The organism is Streptomyces sp. NPDC008092 (genome assembly GCF_042957285.1).
GTDB lineage: Bacteria > Actinomycetota > Actinomycetes > Streptomycetales > Streptomycetaceae > Streptomyces.
In genome coordinates, this window is the sequence record NZ_JBIBHY010000004.1 from 160,534 (window position 1) to 177,629 (window position 17,096).

The window sequence follows — 17,096 nt, forward strand, 5'->3', positions numbered from 1 at the left end:
GGGCCGGACAGGTGGGCGAGGAGGGTGGGCCGGAAGCGGGCCGCTAGACGGGGAACCAGCGCTGCCGGCTGCCCTCCGCGTGCAGGAGGGTGCCGACGCGTACCGTCTCCCGGATCATGTCCGGCCAGGCGCTGCGGTCCGCGATCGCGAGCAGATGGGCCGACGGATCGTCGGTGCGCTTGCGGATACCGGCCCGGATCAGCACCCGCAGGATCTCCGGGGGGCCTTCCCAGGAGCCTTCGACGAGTTCCTTCCACTGGTCCGGCGTAGCCCGTTCGGCGAGGCGGGAGAGCGGGCGGTACCAGCGCTGGGCCAGGGACATCACCTGCCCCCGCCCCAGCGCGCGCAGCGTCCCGGAGACCGTGTTGACCACGGCGACGGCGTCCTGGGGCGACGCCTCGGCGAGCCGCTCGACGAACCACCCCAGCACCGTAACGTCGTCCACCTCGGTGGCCCTCGCCAGGTGGCCGCGCGCATGCGCACACGCGCGGGCGATCTGCCGGGGCGTCTGCAGCGGGTGGTGGCGGCACACCAGCCCGGTCAGGCAGCGGCGGGCCACCGCCTCGACGTCCTCGTGCCGGCCCCGGCCCGCCCCGGTCGGCCCCGGTGTCCGGGCGGTCGACGTGAAACCGCGCAGGGTCTCCTCCAGGTGCCGCCACTCCAGGGTGTCGAGCGAGCCGTTCGGGCTGTGGTCGATGATCGTCTCGACGAGCATGAGCGCGGCCCGGATCTGGTGCGGGTGGCCGCCCCCGGCGAGGATCTCGTCGAGGCGCCGGGCGCTCGGGGGGTCGAGGACCTTCCGGGCTAGAAGTTTGCCGCGCAGCAGGAAGGACCGCTTGGCGTTCGTCGCACCGAACGTGCCGGTCCAGGTGGCGTCGCAGAGCGCTTCGAGGGTGACGGCGTGACGCCGCAGCGCGGCGGTCAGCCGCCGGTCGACACCGGCTCCGGGCCGCCCCAGCGCCTCGTTCAGCCAGCCCGGGTCCAGACGCGGGTCGATGGTGCCGCGGGCGAACAGCTCGTCCAGCAGTTCCGGGTGTTCGGGCACCAGCCGCTGCAAGGTGAGCGAGATCTTCTGGTCCTCCTGCGACACCCCCTGTTTGCGACCGGCTCCCTCGACCCGGCCCTTCCCCGCCCGGTCGGTGCGCCACAGCCGCAGGGCACTGCGCGCCTGCAGGTGCCCGGCCGCCGCCGCGGCCACCAACAGCTGGACAGCAGCTTGGTCGGAGAGCCAGATCCGGCGCAGCCTCGCCTCCGCCTCCGCCTCCGTCCGCCCGGGGGCGGGGTCCGCCCGGTCGCCGTCCCGCGGCCATGCCTCCGCCACCAGCCGGGCCGTGGTGGACACGTCGAGGTCGCGGCTCCAGGTGTGCTCCGCCAGCCGGTGGGCGAAGGAGACGGGGGTGGCGGGGCTGTCGAGGGCCCGCAGTTCCTCGGCCAGCCAGGCACGGACCGCGGCCGTGGCCTCAGGTTCCCCTCCGGCTGTGCGGCTCGACGGGCTGTCGCCGCCGATCGTCGCGGGGTCGCCCTCCGCTGCGGTCAGCAGCGGCAGCAGCAGATGGTCGGTGAGCAACGGCATGGCCGGGGGTCCCGCGTTCCGTGCCGCGACCTCCACCAGCCACCGCACCTCGTGGGCGGACGACAGCAGCGCGATCTCGCCCACCGCGCGCACCTGGGGATACGACATCGCGTCCTCGGGCCACCGGACGGCCGCGGCCAGGACGGCCTCCTGCGACGGCAGCCGATCGGCGGTCAGCCACGAAGTCGCCGTCAACCGGCCCAGCGCCGTCTGGAGTTCGAAGCCCTCCTTGTTGCGCGGGCGCTCCCGGCCCCAGCGGTGCCGGACCACGGGCCGGACCGCCGGGTAGGGACGCTCCGGCCAGTCCACCCGCCGCGCCGCGAGCCGCAGGCAGCGGGCCATCGGTGCCAGGTCGCTGGACGGATCCGTCAGCAGGGTGCGCAGCCGGGGCCACACCCACTCGGGCCGCTTGGGCGCCAGTGCCTCCAACACGGCCAGGAACTTGAAGACCTCCGACCTGTGCCGGGTCAGCAGCCAGGCCCACAGGCACTCCTGCGGGGCACACCGGACGCCTCGGCAGCCGCCGCCCTGGGCCGCGGCCGGGCAGGCGGCGTCGATGACCGAGATCACGCTCGCGGGCAGGCTCTCCGCGAGCCAGCCCAGGGTGACGAGCAGGGGCTGTCTGAGCTCCTCGTGGCCACGGCGCCAGATGCCGAGCAGCTCGTCGACGATCCGGTCGTGGTCCCGGTGCCAGGTCGTGGGCAGCGCCTCCAGGTAGATCCGGCCCAGCACGGGGGGCAGTTCGGCGACGGCGGGCCCGAAGTGCCGCCGCAGTTCGGGATCCGGGGCGGGCAGCCTGGCGTAGACGCGGATCAGCAGAGCGCGCAGACCGTGCAGTTCGTGCCCGCCGTCCCGGATCTCGGTGAGCAGCCCGGCCAGCAGCGCGGTGCCGGCCTCGGCCACCCGGCCGCCGGCCCGGCAGGCCTGGACGAGGGCCTGTTCGGCGACGGCCGCCCGGAACTGGTCCTCGGGGTGCTCCTTCAGCCAGTCGAGCAGCTGGGCGAGGTGGGACGGCCCGCCGGCCGACGCGGCGGTGCGGGAGAGCCCGCGGCCCGCGGCGTACTCGAACAGACTCTGGTGGGTGTAGGAGTACCGCTCCGTGTCGTCCGTGTCCTGCCGCTCGACCACCCCGCGTGTCACGAGTCCTTGGAGGTCGTCCAGCAGGCCGGGAGCCGGGGAGCCGGGGGCCGCACCCATACCGACCTCCGCGGTGGTGACTTCCAGCCGGCCTTCCTGGAGCATCAGGCGGGCCGCCTCCTCACCGGCCGCGGAGAGATCGCGTGCCGGTACCGTGCCGGCGGACGGGATGTCCCCGGCCCGCCGGTCCCGGCTGACGCGGTGCTCCCAGTACAGGTCGTACAGGGTGGTGGCGTCGATCTCCTCCACCAGGGGCGCCCTGGGCGCGAAGGTCTCGAACAGCATGCGCAGGGTGAGGGGAGCCTGGCAGACCTTGCGCATCGGCAGGCCCCGCACCGCGGCCTTCGCGACCGTACGGCAGACCTCGGCCACGGAGACCTCGGCCTGGCCCTCGTAGAAGTACCGGGCGTGCGACCGGATGGCCGCCTCCTGCTCACGCGGGCTGTAGGGGCCGAGCGTCTCCCGTCGGGTGATGAAGTCGGCCACGTACGGCCACAGGTCGCGTGCCGCCTCCTTCCGGCAGGTCATCAGCACGCGCACGGAGTGCTCGGCGGCGACGGTGAGCAGTTCCCGCGCCAGGAGGAGGCCGGAGGTGCCGGAGACCAGCAGGTCGGCGGTGTCGAGGAGGAAGACCGTCGGTCCGGGCAGCGCGCGACAGGCGGCGCGCACGGTCTCCAGGGTGAGTGCGGCACCGGCCGCCTCGCTCCCCAGGTCGCCGGCGCGCAGGAAGTAGGGCCGTGTCCCTTGGCGGTCCGCGGCGAGCTCCCGGTACAGCCGCCACAGCAGCGTGGTCTTCCCGGTGCCGGGCTCGCCGATCACGCATGCCGAGCCGCCCTCGGCCAGGAGGCCCAGCAACGACCACTCCAGGTCCCTGGGGACGGCGAGCGTGGCCAGGTCCAGAGGGTGCGCGTCGGCCCCGGAAGCGCCCTGATGGCCGGCGGCGATCACGGCGGTACGGCTGTAGATCTCCAGCCGGCGGAGTTCCTCAAGCGGGTCCGGGGCGGGCGGAACGGCCACGGTGCGGGCTGGTGCTGCCGGGCGGTGCGCGGCCGGTGCGGGCGCGTCGACCGGCCGTCCCGGCGGTAACGGGCCGTCGTCGTAGCGCCGCAGGAGCTCGCCGCCCGCGTGCGCCGCGAGCCGGAAGTACCACCAGCGGCCCGCGTCCCCCATGTTCTCGTAGGTGCTGAACCGCAGTCCCGTGGCGACGAGGGAGACCAGGAACTGGGTGCTCCACAGGTCGTGGAGGCCGCCCTTCGCGGCCTCGGCGCAGGTGTCCCGTACCGATTGCACCAGGCGGCCGGTCGCGGGCGGGATCTCGTCCAGGAGCGGCCGGCGCGGGCGCACCAGATATCTGAGCAGGGCGTCGCCGCCCCCGGCCGCCTCCGCCGGGACGCGCCGGGCCAGGGCGGACAGCAGCAGCATCGCCACGTCCCGGGAGAGCGGTGCGTCCTCGGAGTAGGTGGCCAGGTCGATGAGCTGGAAGTCCTGGTGCCGGGGGGTGCCCTCGCGGTGCGGCACCATGATGTTGTCCAGATGGAGGTCGCCGTGTGCCCGCCCGCGTGCGACATAGAGCTCCGGGTCGGGCAGTGCGGCATGACCGACGGCCATCGCCAGGGGATTCGGCAGGTCCCGGCCGTCGACGCGGATCCATGGAGTGTCCGCCTCCAGGCCCGGGATCCGCGAGCCGTACGCGAGCGCCGAGCCGCCGTGCGTGACGAGCGCGCCGAGTTCGGCACGCAGCAGCTCCGTGACGCCCGTGGGCCGGGGATCCCCGCCGCCGGGGCCGTCGTTCCACTCGGTGAGCAGCCACTTCGTCACAAAGGCGCAGGCCTCGGGGAGTTCGCCGTTCCCCAGGGCCGCCATCGTGTCCACTTCGTGCAGGCTGCCCCCGGCCGGGGACTGGAACGTCAGCATGCGGCCGTCCCCCACCGGCCACGTCCACAGCAGTTCGGCCACGCGCTCCGGCGCCGTCCGCCGGGCCCGGGCATGGGTGTGCCCTTCACCGGACCGGTCGGCGGTGGACACCTTGACCACCACGGCACCCGGGCGGGGCGTGACCAGTACCGCGGCCAGCAGGGCTCCGCTGGCGCCGTCGGCGAACGGGCGCCACGGCGGGACGACCGGCCGGACCGTGCCGCCGTGCGCCCCCTTCTCCGCCCACTCGATCAGGGCGTCGGACACGGCCGTGTCGTCGAACAGACTCCGGAGGCCGGCCTCCTTCTCCACCCGCGCCTTCCCTGTCCAGGACCCGTCCGTGCCCGTCGTGGAGCCCGGCACCGGCTGTCGGCCGGGTGATCGCCTCGGGCATACCGTCCGTACCAAGCTGCCACAGAATCAACCGGGTTGGGGTGTCGTACGGCCGACAAGGCCCTGCAGATGCTCCATCGCGGCCTGGAAGTCCGCCCGGTCCGTGCTCTTGAAGCGGCGGAAGAACCAGTCGGGCACGCGCGTGTGCCGCTGCCGCGACTGGAAGATCACGTCCTGGACCTGCCGGGCGAAACCCAGCAGGGCGGCCGGGTCGCCGCCGGCGGCGACCCGGGCCTCCAGGAGCTCCATCACCCGCTCCCGCTCCGCGGCCACCTCCCACTGGGTACGGCACACGTCGAGGCCCGTCATCACCGCGCCGAGCGAGGGCACGTACCACAGCAGAAGCAGGTCGAGGACGCTCATGCGCGCCGAGAGGCCGGCCACCAGTCCCAGGGCGAGCCAGACGATCATCGCCGTCAGCACAGTCCTGGCGTACCGGCGGCGGACCCGGGCACCCCAGCCGAGGTTCTGCTGCTGGCAGGCGAGCACGTCGTACGGGCGCGGCAGTTCGGGTATCTCGTAGTAGTCCCGCAGCTCCGTCTCGTCACCCCGGAAGCGCCGGCTGAGGCCGTTGACCTGCTGGGGTGCGGGCGGTGGACCGGCCATCGGGCTGTTCCACTCCAGCCGGAACAGCCGGACGTCGAACAGTTCCTGGAGCAGCGCCGCACGCCGGGCCTCGTTGCTCTCCCACGAAGTGAGGCCGACGGAGTACGCCACGGCCCAGAGTCCGCCGAGGACCGTCACCGTGACGGTGAGCCGGGGCAGCAGGACGGTGCCGAGTCCGGCGGCGGCCAGCAGCAGGGAGACCCCCGTCCGGGCGTTGGCCAGCCGCTGGGCCCTGCGGTGGGATACGGCCATGGCCCGCAGCCGTTGCCTGGCCGCCTCGGCGTTCTGTTCCGACGGTATGCGGGAGCCCCCGGCCGGCTCGCTGCCCATGACGTCCCCCTCGCCCTCGGCTGTCCCCTTCAACTCTGCCCGCGGGGCCGCCGGGTGTACACAGGGCAGGGCGTCCGGGGCGGCGGCCGGAACGGTGCCAGAATGTCCCGGACCGGCCTTGGGGGACGAGGCCGTCGTGCGGGGGCGGTGACAGTGCTTCTTGAACTGACCGAGTGCCTCGGGGACGAGGACGCGGCCCAGGCACTCCTGCGCTGGGCGCGGGTGATGGGCGTGACGCTCACGCCCGTCGTCCCCCGCTGGGAGCCTTCCGGCAAGGGGTACACGGGTGCGGCGCTGGCGGCGGTGACGGTGACCCCCGGTCCGGGTGCCGTCGTGGTCAAGCTGTGCCCCGCCGGCCAGTGGGCGGAGCACTCGGCCCACGTGCGGGCCCGGCGTGTCTCCCGGCTGCACGGGGACTTCGCCCGACGGCATCTGACCGAGCAGGTCTTCGATCCGCACCCGGTGGGCGACGGACGGCTGCTGACGTTCCAGAGTCCGGCCGGCGGCAGCCTGCGCGATGTCGTCACGATGGCGCGGTTGTCGGAGGGCGAACTGGCCTCCGTGTTCCGGACCGTGGTCACGGGACTGGTGAACGACTGGAACCGGGGCGTCGTGGACCGGGACACCGAGTCCGTCACCGTCTCGGGGTTCCTGCGCGGCGAACTCGGCGCACTGGTCGAGGCGGACGGCGAGGTCACGCAGTACGCCGCCGGTGTCCACACGCTCCTGACGGACCCGGCACGGGCGGCCTGGATCGAGATCGACGGCACGGTCGTACCCGATCCGCTGCTCATGGCCAGGGGGAACCGTCTGCTGCCCGACCCGGAGTTCCCGGTGGTGCGCGGCCTGACCCACGGCGATCTGCATCTGCAGAACGTCCTGGTGCCCTGCCGCAGGGGGACGTTGCGCCCCGACGCCTACCAGCTGATCGACCTGCCCGACTTCGACGAGGCCGCACCCCTCACCCGGGACGTCGCGACACTGATGCTGTCGGTGCTGACCGGGAAGGCGCCCCTCGGCCTCCTTCCCGAGCAGGAACTCGCGCTGCTGTCCCAGGTGGTGGACCCTCGGGACGCCCATCTCCCGCAGATCGTCCCCTGGCTGGCGGAGCTCCTGGAGGAGATCCACACCGCCTGCACCGAAGTCGTCCCGGACGGCTGGCGGGACCTGTGGTCGGACCAGCTGCTCCTGTCGGTGCAGGCGACGGCGCTGCGCTTCACCACGTACGAGAATCTCGGCGACGACCAGCGGTGGCGGTGCTTCCGGCTGGCGGCCCATGCGGGCGGTGAACTGCTGCGGCGCAAGGGCGTGGCGCCGCCGGCGTCCGGGCCGGCGGTCCCGGCACCGGCCCGCACGGGTGCCGGGCCCGGGCCGGACGCCCGCCCCGGGCCCGCCCACGGCCCGGACCCGGGCGGCTCACGGCCGCGGGCCGACGTCCCGCACATGGCACCCGCGGTCCCGTCGGACTTCGTCGAACGGCCCGAGGAGGGCGAGGCCCTGGTCCGGTCGCTGCTGAACGCGGCGGCAGGCGGCGGAAGCGGCAACGGCGGAACGGTCACCGCCGGCGCACCCACAGCCGTCGGACTGACCTCTTCCGCCGTCACCGGTGTCCACGGCACCGGCGGTTTCGGCAAGACGACCCTGGCCGCCTGGGCCTGCGGCCACCCGGAGGTGCGGGCGGCCTTCCCCGACGGCGTGCTGTGGCTGCAGCTCGGCCAGGACGTGCCGCAGCAACGGATCGTCACCGGGGCCCGCGATCTAGTCAGGCTCCTCACCGGCGCCGAACCCCCCGCCTACGCCACCGTGGACGCCGCGGGCAGCGCGCTGGGTCGGGCGCTGGCGGATCGGCGCGTCCTGCTGGTGGTCGACGACGTCTGGCGTCAGGAGGACGTGGCGCCGTTCCTGCGGGGCGGCGGCGCGTGCGTCCGGCTGGTGACGACCCGCAGGCGCGGGGTCCTGGACCCGTCGGCGCCGCTGGTCCGGATCGACCGGATGTCCGCGGCGCAGTCGCTGCGCCTGCTGACGGCGGGCGTCGACGGGGCCGACAACACCACCGTGCTGCCGCTGTTCGAACGCTCCGGCCGCTGGCCGCTCGCCCTGGGCCTGCTCAACGGCGTGCTGCGCAGCATGGTGCAGCGCAGCGGGATGGCCGTGTCCGACGTCGTACGCGACATGGTCGGCGAACTGCGCCGGCACGGCCCGGAGCGACCGCTCGACGCGTACGCGGAGTCCGACACCCGCACGGTGGCGGCGACCGTCGACCTCAGCCTCGACGAACTCGCCCGGATCCCGCGCACCGGCCGCGGCTCCCTGGCCAGGCTGCTGTCCCTGGCCTGTTTCCCGGAGGACCAGCACATCCCGTACCGCTGGCTCACCCGGCTGTGGGACGTCGACGAACTGACGGCGCGGCGCGAGTGCCTACGCCTGGACGACCACTCCCTGCTGGCGCAGCTGGACGAGGAGGGCGTACGGCTGCACGACATCATCCGGGAGGTCCTCGCGAGCCGCGACCCGGAGGCGGTACGGCGGGCACACCGCGCCCTGCTGGACGGGCACGCACCGTTGTGCGGCAGAGCGGGCTGGCACACGTTGGGCAGGCCCGGTGCCGATCCCGCGTTCCTGGACAACGTCACCTACCACCTGGGAGGAGCCGGCGACGCCGAGACCCTCGACCGCACCACCACCGACTTCCGCTTCCTCGTCGAACGGGTCTGGCACAGCGGGCCCGCGGCCCTGGCGGCGGAGGCGGCGCGCCGCGAGGCCGTGCTCGCGCCGCCCGGGAACCAGGACGACTACGGGACGGGGCTCGCCGAGCTGGTCCACGCGGAGGCCCATCTGTTCGCCGGGCACGCGCGGCGCATCGACCTCGCGGTCACGCTGTACAGCCGTCTCCTGGCCGCGGTGCCGGTGCCGGAGCGGCTGCACGACACGCGTGCGGCCCTCCCCGAGGGCCTGCTGGCCCTGGACGCCTTTCCCGACCGGCCCGACCGGCGGCTGTGGCGGGTGCTGACCGGTCACGCGAGCCCCGTGCACGCCCTGTGCTGGCGACCGGACGGCCGGGTGCTGGCCAGCGGCGGCGACGACGGCACCGTGCGGCTGCACCGGATCGACGAGGACGACCGCGCGGAACTGGTCGTGGACGCGACGGACGGCGCCGGCGCGGTGACCGGACTGTCGTGGAGCCCCGACGTGCTGTACCTGGCCGTGGGCACCGACCGGGGCGAGGTCCTGCTGGTGGACCCGTCGGACGGCCGGATCACGGGGCGGCTGTCCCTCGGGGACCTCGGGGAAGCGGACCGTGCCCGGCAGGTCCTGGTGGCCTTCGCGCCCGGCTCCCGGGCGGTCGCCGTGGCCTGCGGCGGCGAGGTCCGGCTCTGGCACGCGCCGTTCACCGCGGACACTCTGGGCCCGCCGCTCCCCGTTCCGCACGGCGCCGGCTGTACGGCGCTGAGCTGGCATGCGCGGGGCGGGCTGGCCGTCGGCCTCGGTGACGGCCGGATCCGGCTGTGGCGGGAGGAGCCGACGGGCGAACCCGTGGTGCTCGACACCTGCCACACCGTGGTCCAGGGCCTGGACTGGCATCCGGACGGCAACCTGCTGGCCGTCGTGGGCCGCGCCGCCACGGTGGTCGTCGTCGACTGTGCCCGAACCGGTGCCCCCGAGCGTACGTTCGGGGAGGAACGCGCCGGGGAGGCCTGGCTCCGTTCGGTGGCGTGGTCACCGTCGGGGGACACCCTGTTCACGGGTGACAACGACGGGACCGTCTTCGCCTGGAGGCTCACCTGGTGGGAGAACGTGCCGCTGCTGGGTCTCGGCCACAGCTTCTCCGCCCGCAGCGTCCAGGCGAGGGCGATCGCCCCGCATCCGCGCGAGACCCTGATCGCTGTCGGCACCCGGCACCCCGCGGTACGGCTCTGGGACCCTGAGCCGCCCGTGGCCCTGGACCCGAAAAGCGTCGACCGGGTGAACACCGTGGCCTTGTCCCCGGGCGGGGAACTGGCCGTCGGTGATGCCGGAGGAGGGCTGACGGTACTCGACACAGACGCCCCGGTCCCGCGGTTCTCCTGGCGCCGGGCCGACCACGAAGGCGAACTGCGGGGCCTGGCCTGGGCCCCGGACGGCCGCCGCCTGCTCAGCGTCGGCGACGACGGCCGGCTGCGGCTGTGGGACGCCGACCGGGCCGGGCCGATACGTTCCCAGGTCCGGAGGCTGAGCTATCCGGGGGCTGTCGCCTGGAGCGCCGACGGCCGGTGGCTGGCCGCCGGGGACAATACCGAGGTACTGCTGTGGGAGACGACGGACTGGGGACGGATCCACACGGTCGCCGCGGGTGCGAGTGTCAACGCCCTGGCGTTCGAGCCGGCCGGGTCCCGGCTGGCCGTCGCCACCTCCTCCGGGGAACTCCGGATGGTTCCGCTGGGCCCGGCCGGTCGTCCCGCGGGCCCGGTCGCCGGGTGGGCGGGCCACACCAGTTCGGTCAGCGCGGTGGTCTGGTCACCGGACGGCCGGAACCTGGCCACCGCCGGCTACGACGGCCACGTACTGCTGTGGGATCCCGCCACCGGGCTGCCTCGCCACCGCCTCGAAGGCGACGGTTCGGCGGTGTGGTCCGTCGCACTGTCCCCGGATGACAGGAGTCTGGTGGCCGTCACCATGGACGGCTCGGCTCTCCTCTGGAACACCGCGAGCGGGGCCGAGGTGTGCCGAATGCGTGTGGACAACCACCTGTCCTCCTGCTCCTTCGATCCGCGCGGCAACCGGGTCGTTCTCGGCGGCGCGGCCGGCATCTACCTGTGCGAGGTGCGCCGCCGGGGCGTCAGAGGACCCCGGCGTCCCGGGCCGTCCAGGCGCTCGGGTAGATCGGCCGGAAACCGAGATCCCGGCGGATCTTCCGGTTCGACATGATCCCGTACCAGGGGTCGCGATCGCTGCGGTCGGACAGTTCCTCGGGCGGCTCGGCGCCGGCCAGCCGGTACAGCTCCACGGTCGTGACGGGCGCGTCGTCGGCGATGTTGTAGACCGGGCCGTTCACCGCGGGGGCGTACAGCAGCCGCATCAGCCCCTGTCCGACGTCCGCGTGGTGGGCCATCTGGAGCCGCTGCGCGAGGGCCCAGCGCGCGGCCCAGGGCATCGCGTTGGCGATGTGCGGGTCCCCTTCGCCGTAGACGAACGGCAGCCGCCCGATCCGCACCTCCATGCCGCCCGCCAGGGCGAGCAGTTCCCGCTCGGCGGCCGCCTTGGACTCGGGGTACGCGCCCCACATCTCGCCGCCAGGCCGGCTCTCGTCGTCCTCGGTGAGCGGGCGGCCGCGCCCGGACCCGTACACGTTCCCGGTGCTGACCTGCACGAACCGTCGTACACCGGCGCTCAGTGCGGCCCGCCCGAGGGCCACGGCCGCGTCCCGGTTGACGGCCCAGGCCTCCTCGTCGGGCACCCCGCGGAAGGCGGCGGCGACGTTCACGACGGCGTCCGCCCCGGCGACGGCCTTGCCGAGCGCCTCCTCGTCCCGCAGGTCGCCGACGGCGACCTCGGCGCCCAGCGCGGCGAACGGCTCCCCGCGGGCCGCGTCCCGCACGAGGACCCGTACCCGCTCACCCGCCTGCGCCTGCTGGACGAGCCGCGGCACGAACCGCCGCCCGACCTGACCGGTCGCCCCGGTGACAAGAGTGATCACGACCTTCTCCTTCGCTCTGGTCCCCTCACCCTCGCCCCGGTCCCCGGCCACCGGGAGAGACCTCCCGATCAGGGGACCGGCGGTCCCTGGATAACCCGGGCGCCCCCGGTCACCCTGGAGACATGGACCGCCCCGGACTCGCCGACTTCCTGCGCCACGCCCGCACCCGCCTGGACCCCTCCGACGTGGGCCTGCCCCCCGGCGCCCGGCGGCGCACCCCGGGGCTGCGGCGCGAGGAGGTGGCGTCGCTGGCCGGCATGTCCGCCGACTACTACACGCGCCTCGAACAGTCCCGGGGCCCGCGCCCGTCCCGCCAGATGCTGACGGCACTGGCCCGCGCGCTGCGCCTCACACAGGACGAACGGGACCACCTGTTCCACCTGGCCGGCGAGGAGCCGCCGCGCCGGGAGGCGACCAGCACCCATGTCGGCCCGGGGCTGCTGCTGGTCCTGGACCGGCTGCACGACACCCCGGCGCTGGTGACGACCGACTGCGGCGAGGTCCTGGCCCAGAACGCCCTGTCACGGGCGCTGAGCGGCGACGTGCTGGCCCGCCCGCCGCGCGAACGCAACCTGCTCCGCCGCTACTTCCTGGACCCGTCGACCCACGGCGTCTTCCCGCCGGAGGACCGCCCGGCGCGGGCCCGTGAACACGTGGCCAACCTGCGGGCGGTGGCCGCCGCACGCCCCGGCGACCCGGTCCCGGCCGCCCTGGTCGCCGAACTCCTCGCGGGCAGCGAGGAGTTCGCGCGCCTGTGGTCCGAACACGAGGTGGCGGTGCGCCGCGCGACGACGAAGCGCTTCCTCCATCCGGCCGTCGGCCTCCTGGAACTGGACTGCGAGGTCCTCATCAACACCGACACCCACCAGCACCTCGTCATCCACACGGCCCGCCCGGGGACGGAGTCCTACGAACGGCTTCAGCTGCTGCGGGTGGTGGGGCTCCAGGACATGACCGGGGCCCTGCCGGGTCACCAGGTGTGAGCCACGTCCACCACGAGGTGGTTGGCCGTCTGGAAGACCCGGAACGGCAGCCGGGCGCGGACGCCGAGGCCCGCCTGGGTGTAGCCCTCGGAGCCGCCCGTGACCTTGAACTCCCGGAAGGTCCGGTACCCGGTGACGTCGACGGACGGCAGCGCCGGGTAGGGCTGTCCGGTCACCGGGTCGTAGCGCGGGGCGAACAGCGAGATCTCCAGAATGGCGCCGCCCTTGATCGGGACGACGACGTCGGACGGGTCCTGGTGCAGGACGTCGACGTAGTGGACGTAGTAGCCGACCGGGTCGGCCGAGGTGCCCTGGGCGTCGAAGACCAGCCGGTCGTAGCACTCGTGCTGTCCGGTCCGCACGTCGGTCAGCCGCCTGGAGGCGGTGGCGTCGGCGGTCTTGTCGAGGCTGCCCCAGGTCACGGCGCAGTCCACGGCCGTCGGCGCGGCCACCGCCGGAACCGTGCCGGCCAGCAGACCGCCGCCGGCCAGCATCATCGCGGCCACTGCAGTACCTATGCGTCGTATGCGTCGCATGACTACCCCCCGGTAGTTCGCGTAGGTGTGTGCCTGTTCAGACCGGCGGCCTCGCGGAAGGTTGTACGCAGGGGAGCAGTCCATCGCGGCGCAGGGGTCCGTCGGGACGCAGGGGTCCCTCCCGGCCCCGCCCCCTCAGAAGCCCAGCCGCCGCAGCTGCTTCGGGTCCCGCTGCCAGTCCTTGGCGACCTTCACGTGCAGGTCGAGGAAGACGGGGGTGCCCAGCAGCGCCTCGATCTGCTTGCGGCTCTTGATGCCGACCTCCTTCAGGCGCTTGCCCTTGGGGCCGATGATGATGCCCTTCTGGCTGGGGCGCTCGATGAACAGGTTGGCGTGGATGTCCAGGAGGGGCTTGTCGGCGGGGCGGTCCTCGCGCGGGAGCATCTCCTCGACGACGACGGCGATGGAGTGCGGCAGCTCGTCGCGAACGCCCTCCAGGGCCGCCTCGCGGATCAGCTCGGCGATCATGACCTGCTCGGGCTCGTCGGTGAGGTCGCCCTCGGGGTAGAGCGCCGGGCCCTCGGGAAGGAGCGGGACGAGGAGGTCGGCCAGCAGGCTCACCTGCTTGTCGCCGACGGCCGAGACCGGCACGATCTCGGCCCACTCGAAGCCCAGCTCCTTGCCGAGCTGGTCGATGGCGATCAGCTGCTCGGCGAGGGTCTTGGAGTCGACCAGGTCGGTCTTGGTGACGATCGCGACCTTCGGGGTCTTGCGGATCCCGGCCAGCTCCTTGGCGATGAAGCGGTCGCCCGGACCGATCTTCTCGTTCGCCGGGAGGCAGAAGCCGATCACGTCGACCTCGGCCCACGTCGTGCGGACGACGTCGTTGAGGCGCTCACCGAGCAGCGTGCGCGGCTTGTGCAGGCCGGGGGTGTCGACCAGGATCAGCTGGGCGTCGTCCCGGTGCACGATCCCGCGAACCGTGTGCCGCGTCGTCTGCGGCTGGTTCGCGGTGATCGCCACCTTCTGCCCGACCAGAGCGTTCGTGAGGGTGGACTTGCCCGCGTTGGGGCGGCCCACGAAACAGGCGAAGCCCGCCCGGTGGACGGCCTCCGACGATTCCGACGGCTCGGTTGACTGGCTGCGAACGCTCATGGCCCCCATTCTCCCTGATCGTCGAGGCGCCGCCGCACCGTGAGATTTCGGTAACCCGGCCGCAACGAAACGTCACGGAAACACAGCTGTACGCAACCGGAAACGGGGACCGGTGACCCTCTGACGAGCCCCGACCGACGTTGGAGACGCCCGTGTTCCTCTCCGCCGCGCACGCAGACACCGGCGACACCGCCTGGCTGCTCGCCGCGACCGCCCTGGTCCTGCTGATGACCCCGGGGCTGGCCCTGTTCTACGGCGGCATGGTCCGCACGAAGAGCGTCCTCAACATGCTGATGATGAGCTTCGTGTCGATCGCCCTGGTGACGGTGGTGTGGCTGGCGGGCGGCTACTCGCTCGCCTTCGGCGACGACCTCGGGGCCGGGCTCCTCGGCGACCTGGCCCACGCGGGCATGAGCGGCCTCGGCCCGGACAGCGTCCAGGGCACCGTCCCGACCCTGCTCTTCGCCACCTTCCAGCTCACCTTCGCGATCATCACGGCCGCGCTGATCAGCGGCGCGATCGCGGACCGGGCGAAATTCGGGGCGTGGCTGGTGTTCGTGCCGGTCTGGGCGCTGCTCGTATACGTTCCGGTCGCGCACTGGGTGTGGGGCCCGGGTGGCTGGATCGCGCACCGCCTCGGCGCCCTCGACTTCGCCGGCGGCCTGCCCGTCGAGATCACCTCCGGCGCCTCCGGTCTCGCCCTGTGCCTGGTCCTCGGCCCGCGGCTCGGCTTCAAGAAGGACGCCATGCGGCCGCACAACCTGCCGATGGTGATCCTGGGCGCCGGTCTGCTCTGGTTCGGCTGGTTCGGCTTCAACGCGGGCAGCGCGCTCGGCGCCAACGGCCTCTCGGCCGCCGTCTTCCTGAACACCCTGGCCGCCGGCTGCACCGGCCTGCTCGGCTGGCTCTTCGTCGAGCAGCGGCGCGACGGCCACCCCACCACCCTGGGCGCGGCCTCCGGCGCGGTCGCCGGCCTGGTCGCCATCACCCCCTCCTGCGGCTCGGTCTCCCTGCTCGGCGCCCTCGTCGTCGGCCTGGCCGCGGGCGTGGTCTGCTCGTACGCCGTCAGCTGGAAGTTCAGGTTCGACTACGACGACTCGCTCGACGTCGTCGGCGTTCACCTGGTCGGCGGCATCATCGGCACCCTCCTGATCGGCCTGTTCGCCGAGAAGGCCATGACCGGATCCGCCGAGGGCCTCTTCTACGGCGGCGGGCCCGCGCAGCTCGGCAGGCAGGCGGTGGCGGTCGTCGCCGTCGCCGCGTACGCGTTCGCCATGACGTACGGCATCGGCAAGGTGCTCGACAAGGCGATGGGTTTCCGGGCCGCCGAGGACCAGGAGCACACCGGTTTGGACCTTACGGTGCACGCCGAGACCGCTTACGATCACGGGGTCCTGGGCCACGGCGCCCCGGTCTCCCACTCCGTCCTCGCCACCGCCCAGAAGGTCGACAGCAAGCCATGAAGCTCATCACCGCGATCGTGAAGCCCTACCGCCTCGACGCGGTGAAGACCGCGCTCCAGGAGCTCGGCGTGCACGGCCTGACCGTGACCGAGGCCAGCGGCTACGGCAGGCAGCACGGCCACACCGAGGTCTACCGGGGCGCCGAGTACCGCGTCGACCTGGTCCCCAAGGTCCGGATCGAGGTCGTCGTCGAGGACGCCGACGCCGAGCCCGCGATCGAGGCGGTCGTCAAGGCCGCGCAGACGGGGAAGATCGGGGACGGGAAGGTGTGGGCGGTGCCGGTGGAGACGGTCGTACGGGTGCGGACGGGCGAGCGCGGCCCCGACGCCCTGTGAACCACCCGAACCACCTGGCGAACGGCCGCCGGCCCCTGCGGCGCGAGCGGGCGAACAGCGCTCCGGCCACCGCCCCGGCGGCGAACACCACCACCAGCACCAGCCACGGCAGCGCGAGGAACGACGCGCTCGCCGACTCCTTCGTACCGGCCGCGCTGGCCGTCAACGTCACCTTTCCCCAGTCGAGTTGGGGTGCGTCCCGCCAGTGCGTGGTGAGCTTGACCCGCTCCCCCGGCAGCAGCTCGGAGGGGACCCCGGTGAGGTCGCGGCTGAGCAGCGTACGGCCGAACAGGCCCTGCGCCCGCAGCCGTACCTTCGGATCCAGGGTGACGTTCCCGGTGTTGTGCAGGGTGTAGGAGATCGTCGCCGTACTGGCGCCGAGGCCGGGCACGAGCGGCTGGTGATGGGCGATGTGCACGTTCTCGACGGCGACGGCCGGGAGCGTCGGCCCGCTCACCCGCAGGTAGACGCGGGCGCCGACGGCCCGCTGCACGCCGAGTGCGAGGGATCCGGACCCCGGATCGACCTTCTCGTCCAGCGCGACGATCGCCCCGGGATGGTCACCGGGCTCGGCCCCCTCGGGCACATGCAGCGTGAACGGCACGGTGACCGTCCTGTGCGGCGGGACGGTCACCCGCACCTTCCCGATCTTCGCCCAGGCCCCCACCCCCCGCATCCGCTCCTTCACCGTCCGGACGGCGAACCCGCCGTCCCGCGCGGTGTTGTAGGCGTCGGCCGCGTACAGCCGGAAGGTGAGGGGCTTGCCGGTCTTGTTGGCGACGGCCACCTTGTCGGTGATCGTCTGCCCGGGGTCGAGGGAGAGGTAGAAGTACGGCCGGGCCGCGATCTTCGACGCGACCGGGTAGACGGACCAGCTGCCGTTGTCGGCGGCGCGCGCGGGAGCCGCCGTGCAGAGGACGCCGAGGATCAGGCTCAGGAGGAGGGCATACGGCTTGGCGCGACGCATGGGTGCGGACCCCCGGTCGGAAGCGGGCCGGTGACGACCGGGTCTTTCGCTGTTCGAAAGCCCGGTCGCCACAAGGGAGTTGAGTCGACG

General features: G+C 73.4%; 10 protein-coding genes. 4 read left to right on the forward strand and 6 right to left on the reverse strand.

Annotated elements, in window-relative coordinates:
• Positions 1 to 43: 43 nt before the first annotated feature.
• Together ACFZB3_RS13790 and ACFZB3_RS13795 are read right to left on the reverse strand one after the other, a co-directional pair.
• The gene (locus ACFZB3_RS13790; RefSeq protein WP_391374474.1) at positions 44 to 4,936 is read right to left on the reverse strand and encodes a hypothetical protein; all 4,893 of its coding nucleotides are present in this window, start codon (positions 4,934 to 4,936) and stop codon (positions 44 to 46) included.
• 108 nt (positions 4,937 to 5,044) lie between these two features.
• Entirely contained in the window at positions 5,045 to 5,953 is a 909-nt protein-coding gene (locus tag ACFZB3_RS13795; RefSeq protein ID WP_391374476.1) for an S-4TM family putative pore-forming effector, read from the reverse strand.
• 147 nt (positions 5,954 to 6,100) lie between these two features.
• Here ACFZB3_RS13795 and ACFZB3_RS13800 point away from each other — a divergent pair, with 147 nt between their 5' ends.
• Positions 6,101 to 10,858 carry an NB-ARC domain-containing protein gene (locus ACFZB3_RS13800; protein ID WP_391374479.1) on the forward strand — a complete coding sequence of 1,586 codons (4,758 nt, stop codon included), beginning with the start codon at positions 6,101 to 6,103 and terminating at the stop codon, positions 10,856 to 10,858.
• On the opposite strand, the gene ACFZB3_RS13805 is transcribed toward ACFZB3_RS13800, so the two are convergent.
• Complete coding sequence (locus ACFZB3_RS13805) at positions 10,770 to 11,627, reverse strand: NAD-dependent epimerase/dehydratase family protein (protein ID WP_391374481.1); 858 nt, start codon at positions 11,625 to 11,627, stop codon at positions 10,770 to 10,772. The genes ACFZB3_RS13800 and ACFZB3_RS13805 overlap by 89 nt on opposite strands.
• Before the next feature lie 122 nt (positions 11,628 to 11,749).
• Between ACFZB3_RS13805 and ACFZB3_RS13810 the strand changes: the two genes are divergently transcribed.
• A complete protein-coding gene (locus tag ACFZB3_RS13810; protein WP_391374484.1) occupies positions 11,750 to 12,610 on the forward strand; it encodes a helix-turn-helix domain-containing protein in 861 nt (286 codons plus the stop codon).
• On the opposite strand, the gene ACFZB3_RS13815 is transcribed toward ACFZB3_RS13810, so the two are convergent.
• Together ACFZB3_RS13815 and era are read right to left on the reverse strand one after the other, a co-directional pair.
• Positions 12,598 to 13,104, reverse strand: coding sequence for a hypothetical protein (locus ACFZB3_RS13815; protein WP_391375759.1), 507 nt, complete (start codon positions 13,102 to 13,104; stop codon positions 12,598 to 12,600). The two genes, ACFZB3_RS13810 and ACFZB3_RS13815, sit on opposite strands and share 13 nt — an antisense overlap.
• 177 nt (positions 13,105 to 13,281) lie before the next feature.
• Positions 13,282 to 14,250, reverse strand: a complete 969-nt coding sequence (era, locus tag ACFZB3_RS13820) for a GTPase Era (protein ID WP_391374487.1) — start codon at positions 14,248 to 14,250, stop codon at positions 13,282 to 13,284.
• Positions 14,251 to 14,393: 143 nt separating this feature from the next.
• On the opposite strand from era, the gene ACFZB3_RS13825 reads away from it, so the two are divergent.
• Both ACFZB3_RS13825 and ACFZB3_RS13830 read left to right on the forward strand, forming a co-directional pair.
• Positions 14,394 to 15,704: an ammonium transporter gene (locus ACFZB3_RS13825; RefSeq protein ID WP_391374489.1), complete on the forward strand. Its 1,311-nt coding sequence runs from the start codon at positions 14,394 to 14,396 to the stop codon at positions 15,702 to 15,704.
• Complete coding sequence (locus ACFZB3_RS13830; RefSeq protein WP_365711697.1) at positions 15,701 to 16,039, forward strand: P-II family nitrogen regulator; 339 nt, start codon at positions 15,701 to 15,703, stop codon at positions 16,037 to 16,039. Before ACFZB3_RS13825 ends, ACFZB3_RS13830 begins: the two co-directional genes overlap by 4 nt.
• Here ACFZB3_RS13830 and ACFZB3_RS13835 read toward each other — a convergent pair.
• Positions 15,933 to 17,006, reverse strand: coding sequence for a WxL protein peptidoglycan domain-containing protein (locus ACFZB3_RS13835; protein WP_391374492.1), 1,074 nt, complete (start codon positions 17,004 to 17,006; stop codon positions 15,933 to 15,935). The two genes, ACFZB3_RS13830 and ACFZB3_RS13835, sit on opposite strands and share 107 nt — an antisense overlap.
• Positions 17,007 to 17,096: the final 90 nt, after the last annotated feature.

Excerpts from the sequence above, each read along its gene's own strand:
- ACFZB3_RS13815 (WP_391375759.1), bottom strand. The coding sequence starts at position 13,104 with ATGCTGGCCGGCGGCGGTCTGCTGGCCGGCACGGTTCCGGCGGTGGCC.
- ACFZB3_RS13835 (WP_391374492.1), bottom strand. The coding sequence starts at position 17,006 with ATGCGTCGCGCCAAGCCGTATGCCCTCCTCCTGAGCCTGATCCTCGGC.
- era (WP_391374487.1), bottom strand. The coding sequence starts at position 14,250 with ATGGGGGCCATGAGCGTTCGCAGCCAGTCAACCGAGCCGTCGGAATCG.
- ACFZB3_RS13810 (WP_391374484.1), top strand. The coding sequence starts at position 11,750 with ATGGACCGCCCCGGACTCGCCGACTTCCTGCGCCACGCCCGCACCCGC.
- ACFZB3_RS13830 (WP_365711697.1), top strand. The coding sequence starts at position 15,701 with ATGAAGCTCATCACCGCGATCGTGAAGCCCTACCGCCTCGACGCGGTG.
- ACFZB3_RS13795 (WP_391374476.1), bottom strand. The coding sequence starts at position 5,953 with ATGGGCAGCGAGCCGGCCGGGGGCTCCCGCATACCGTCGGAACAGAAC.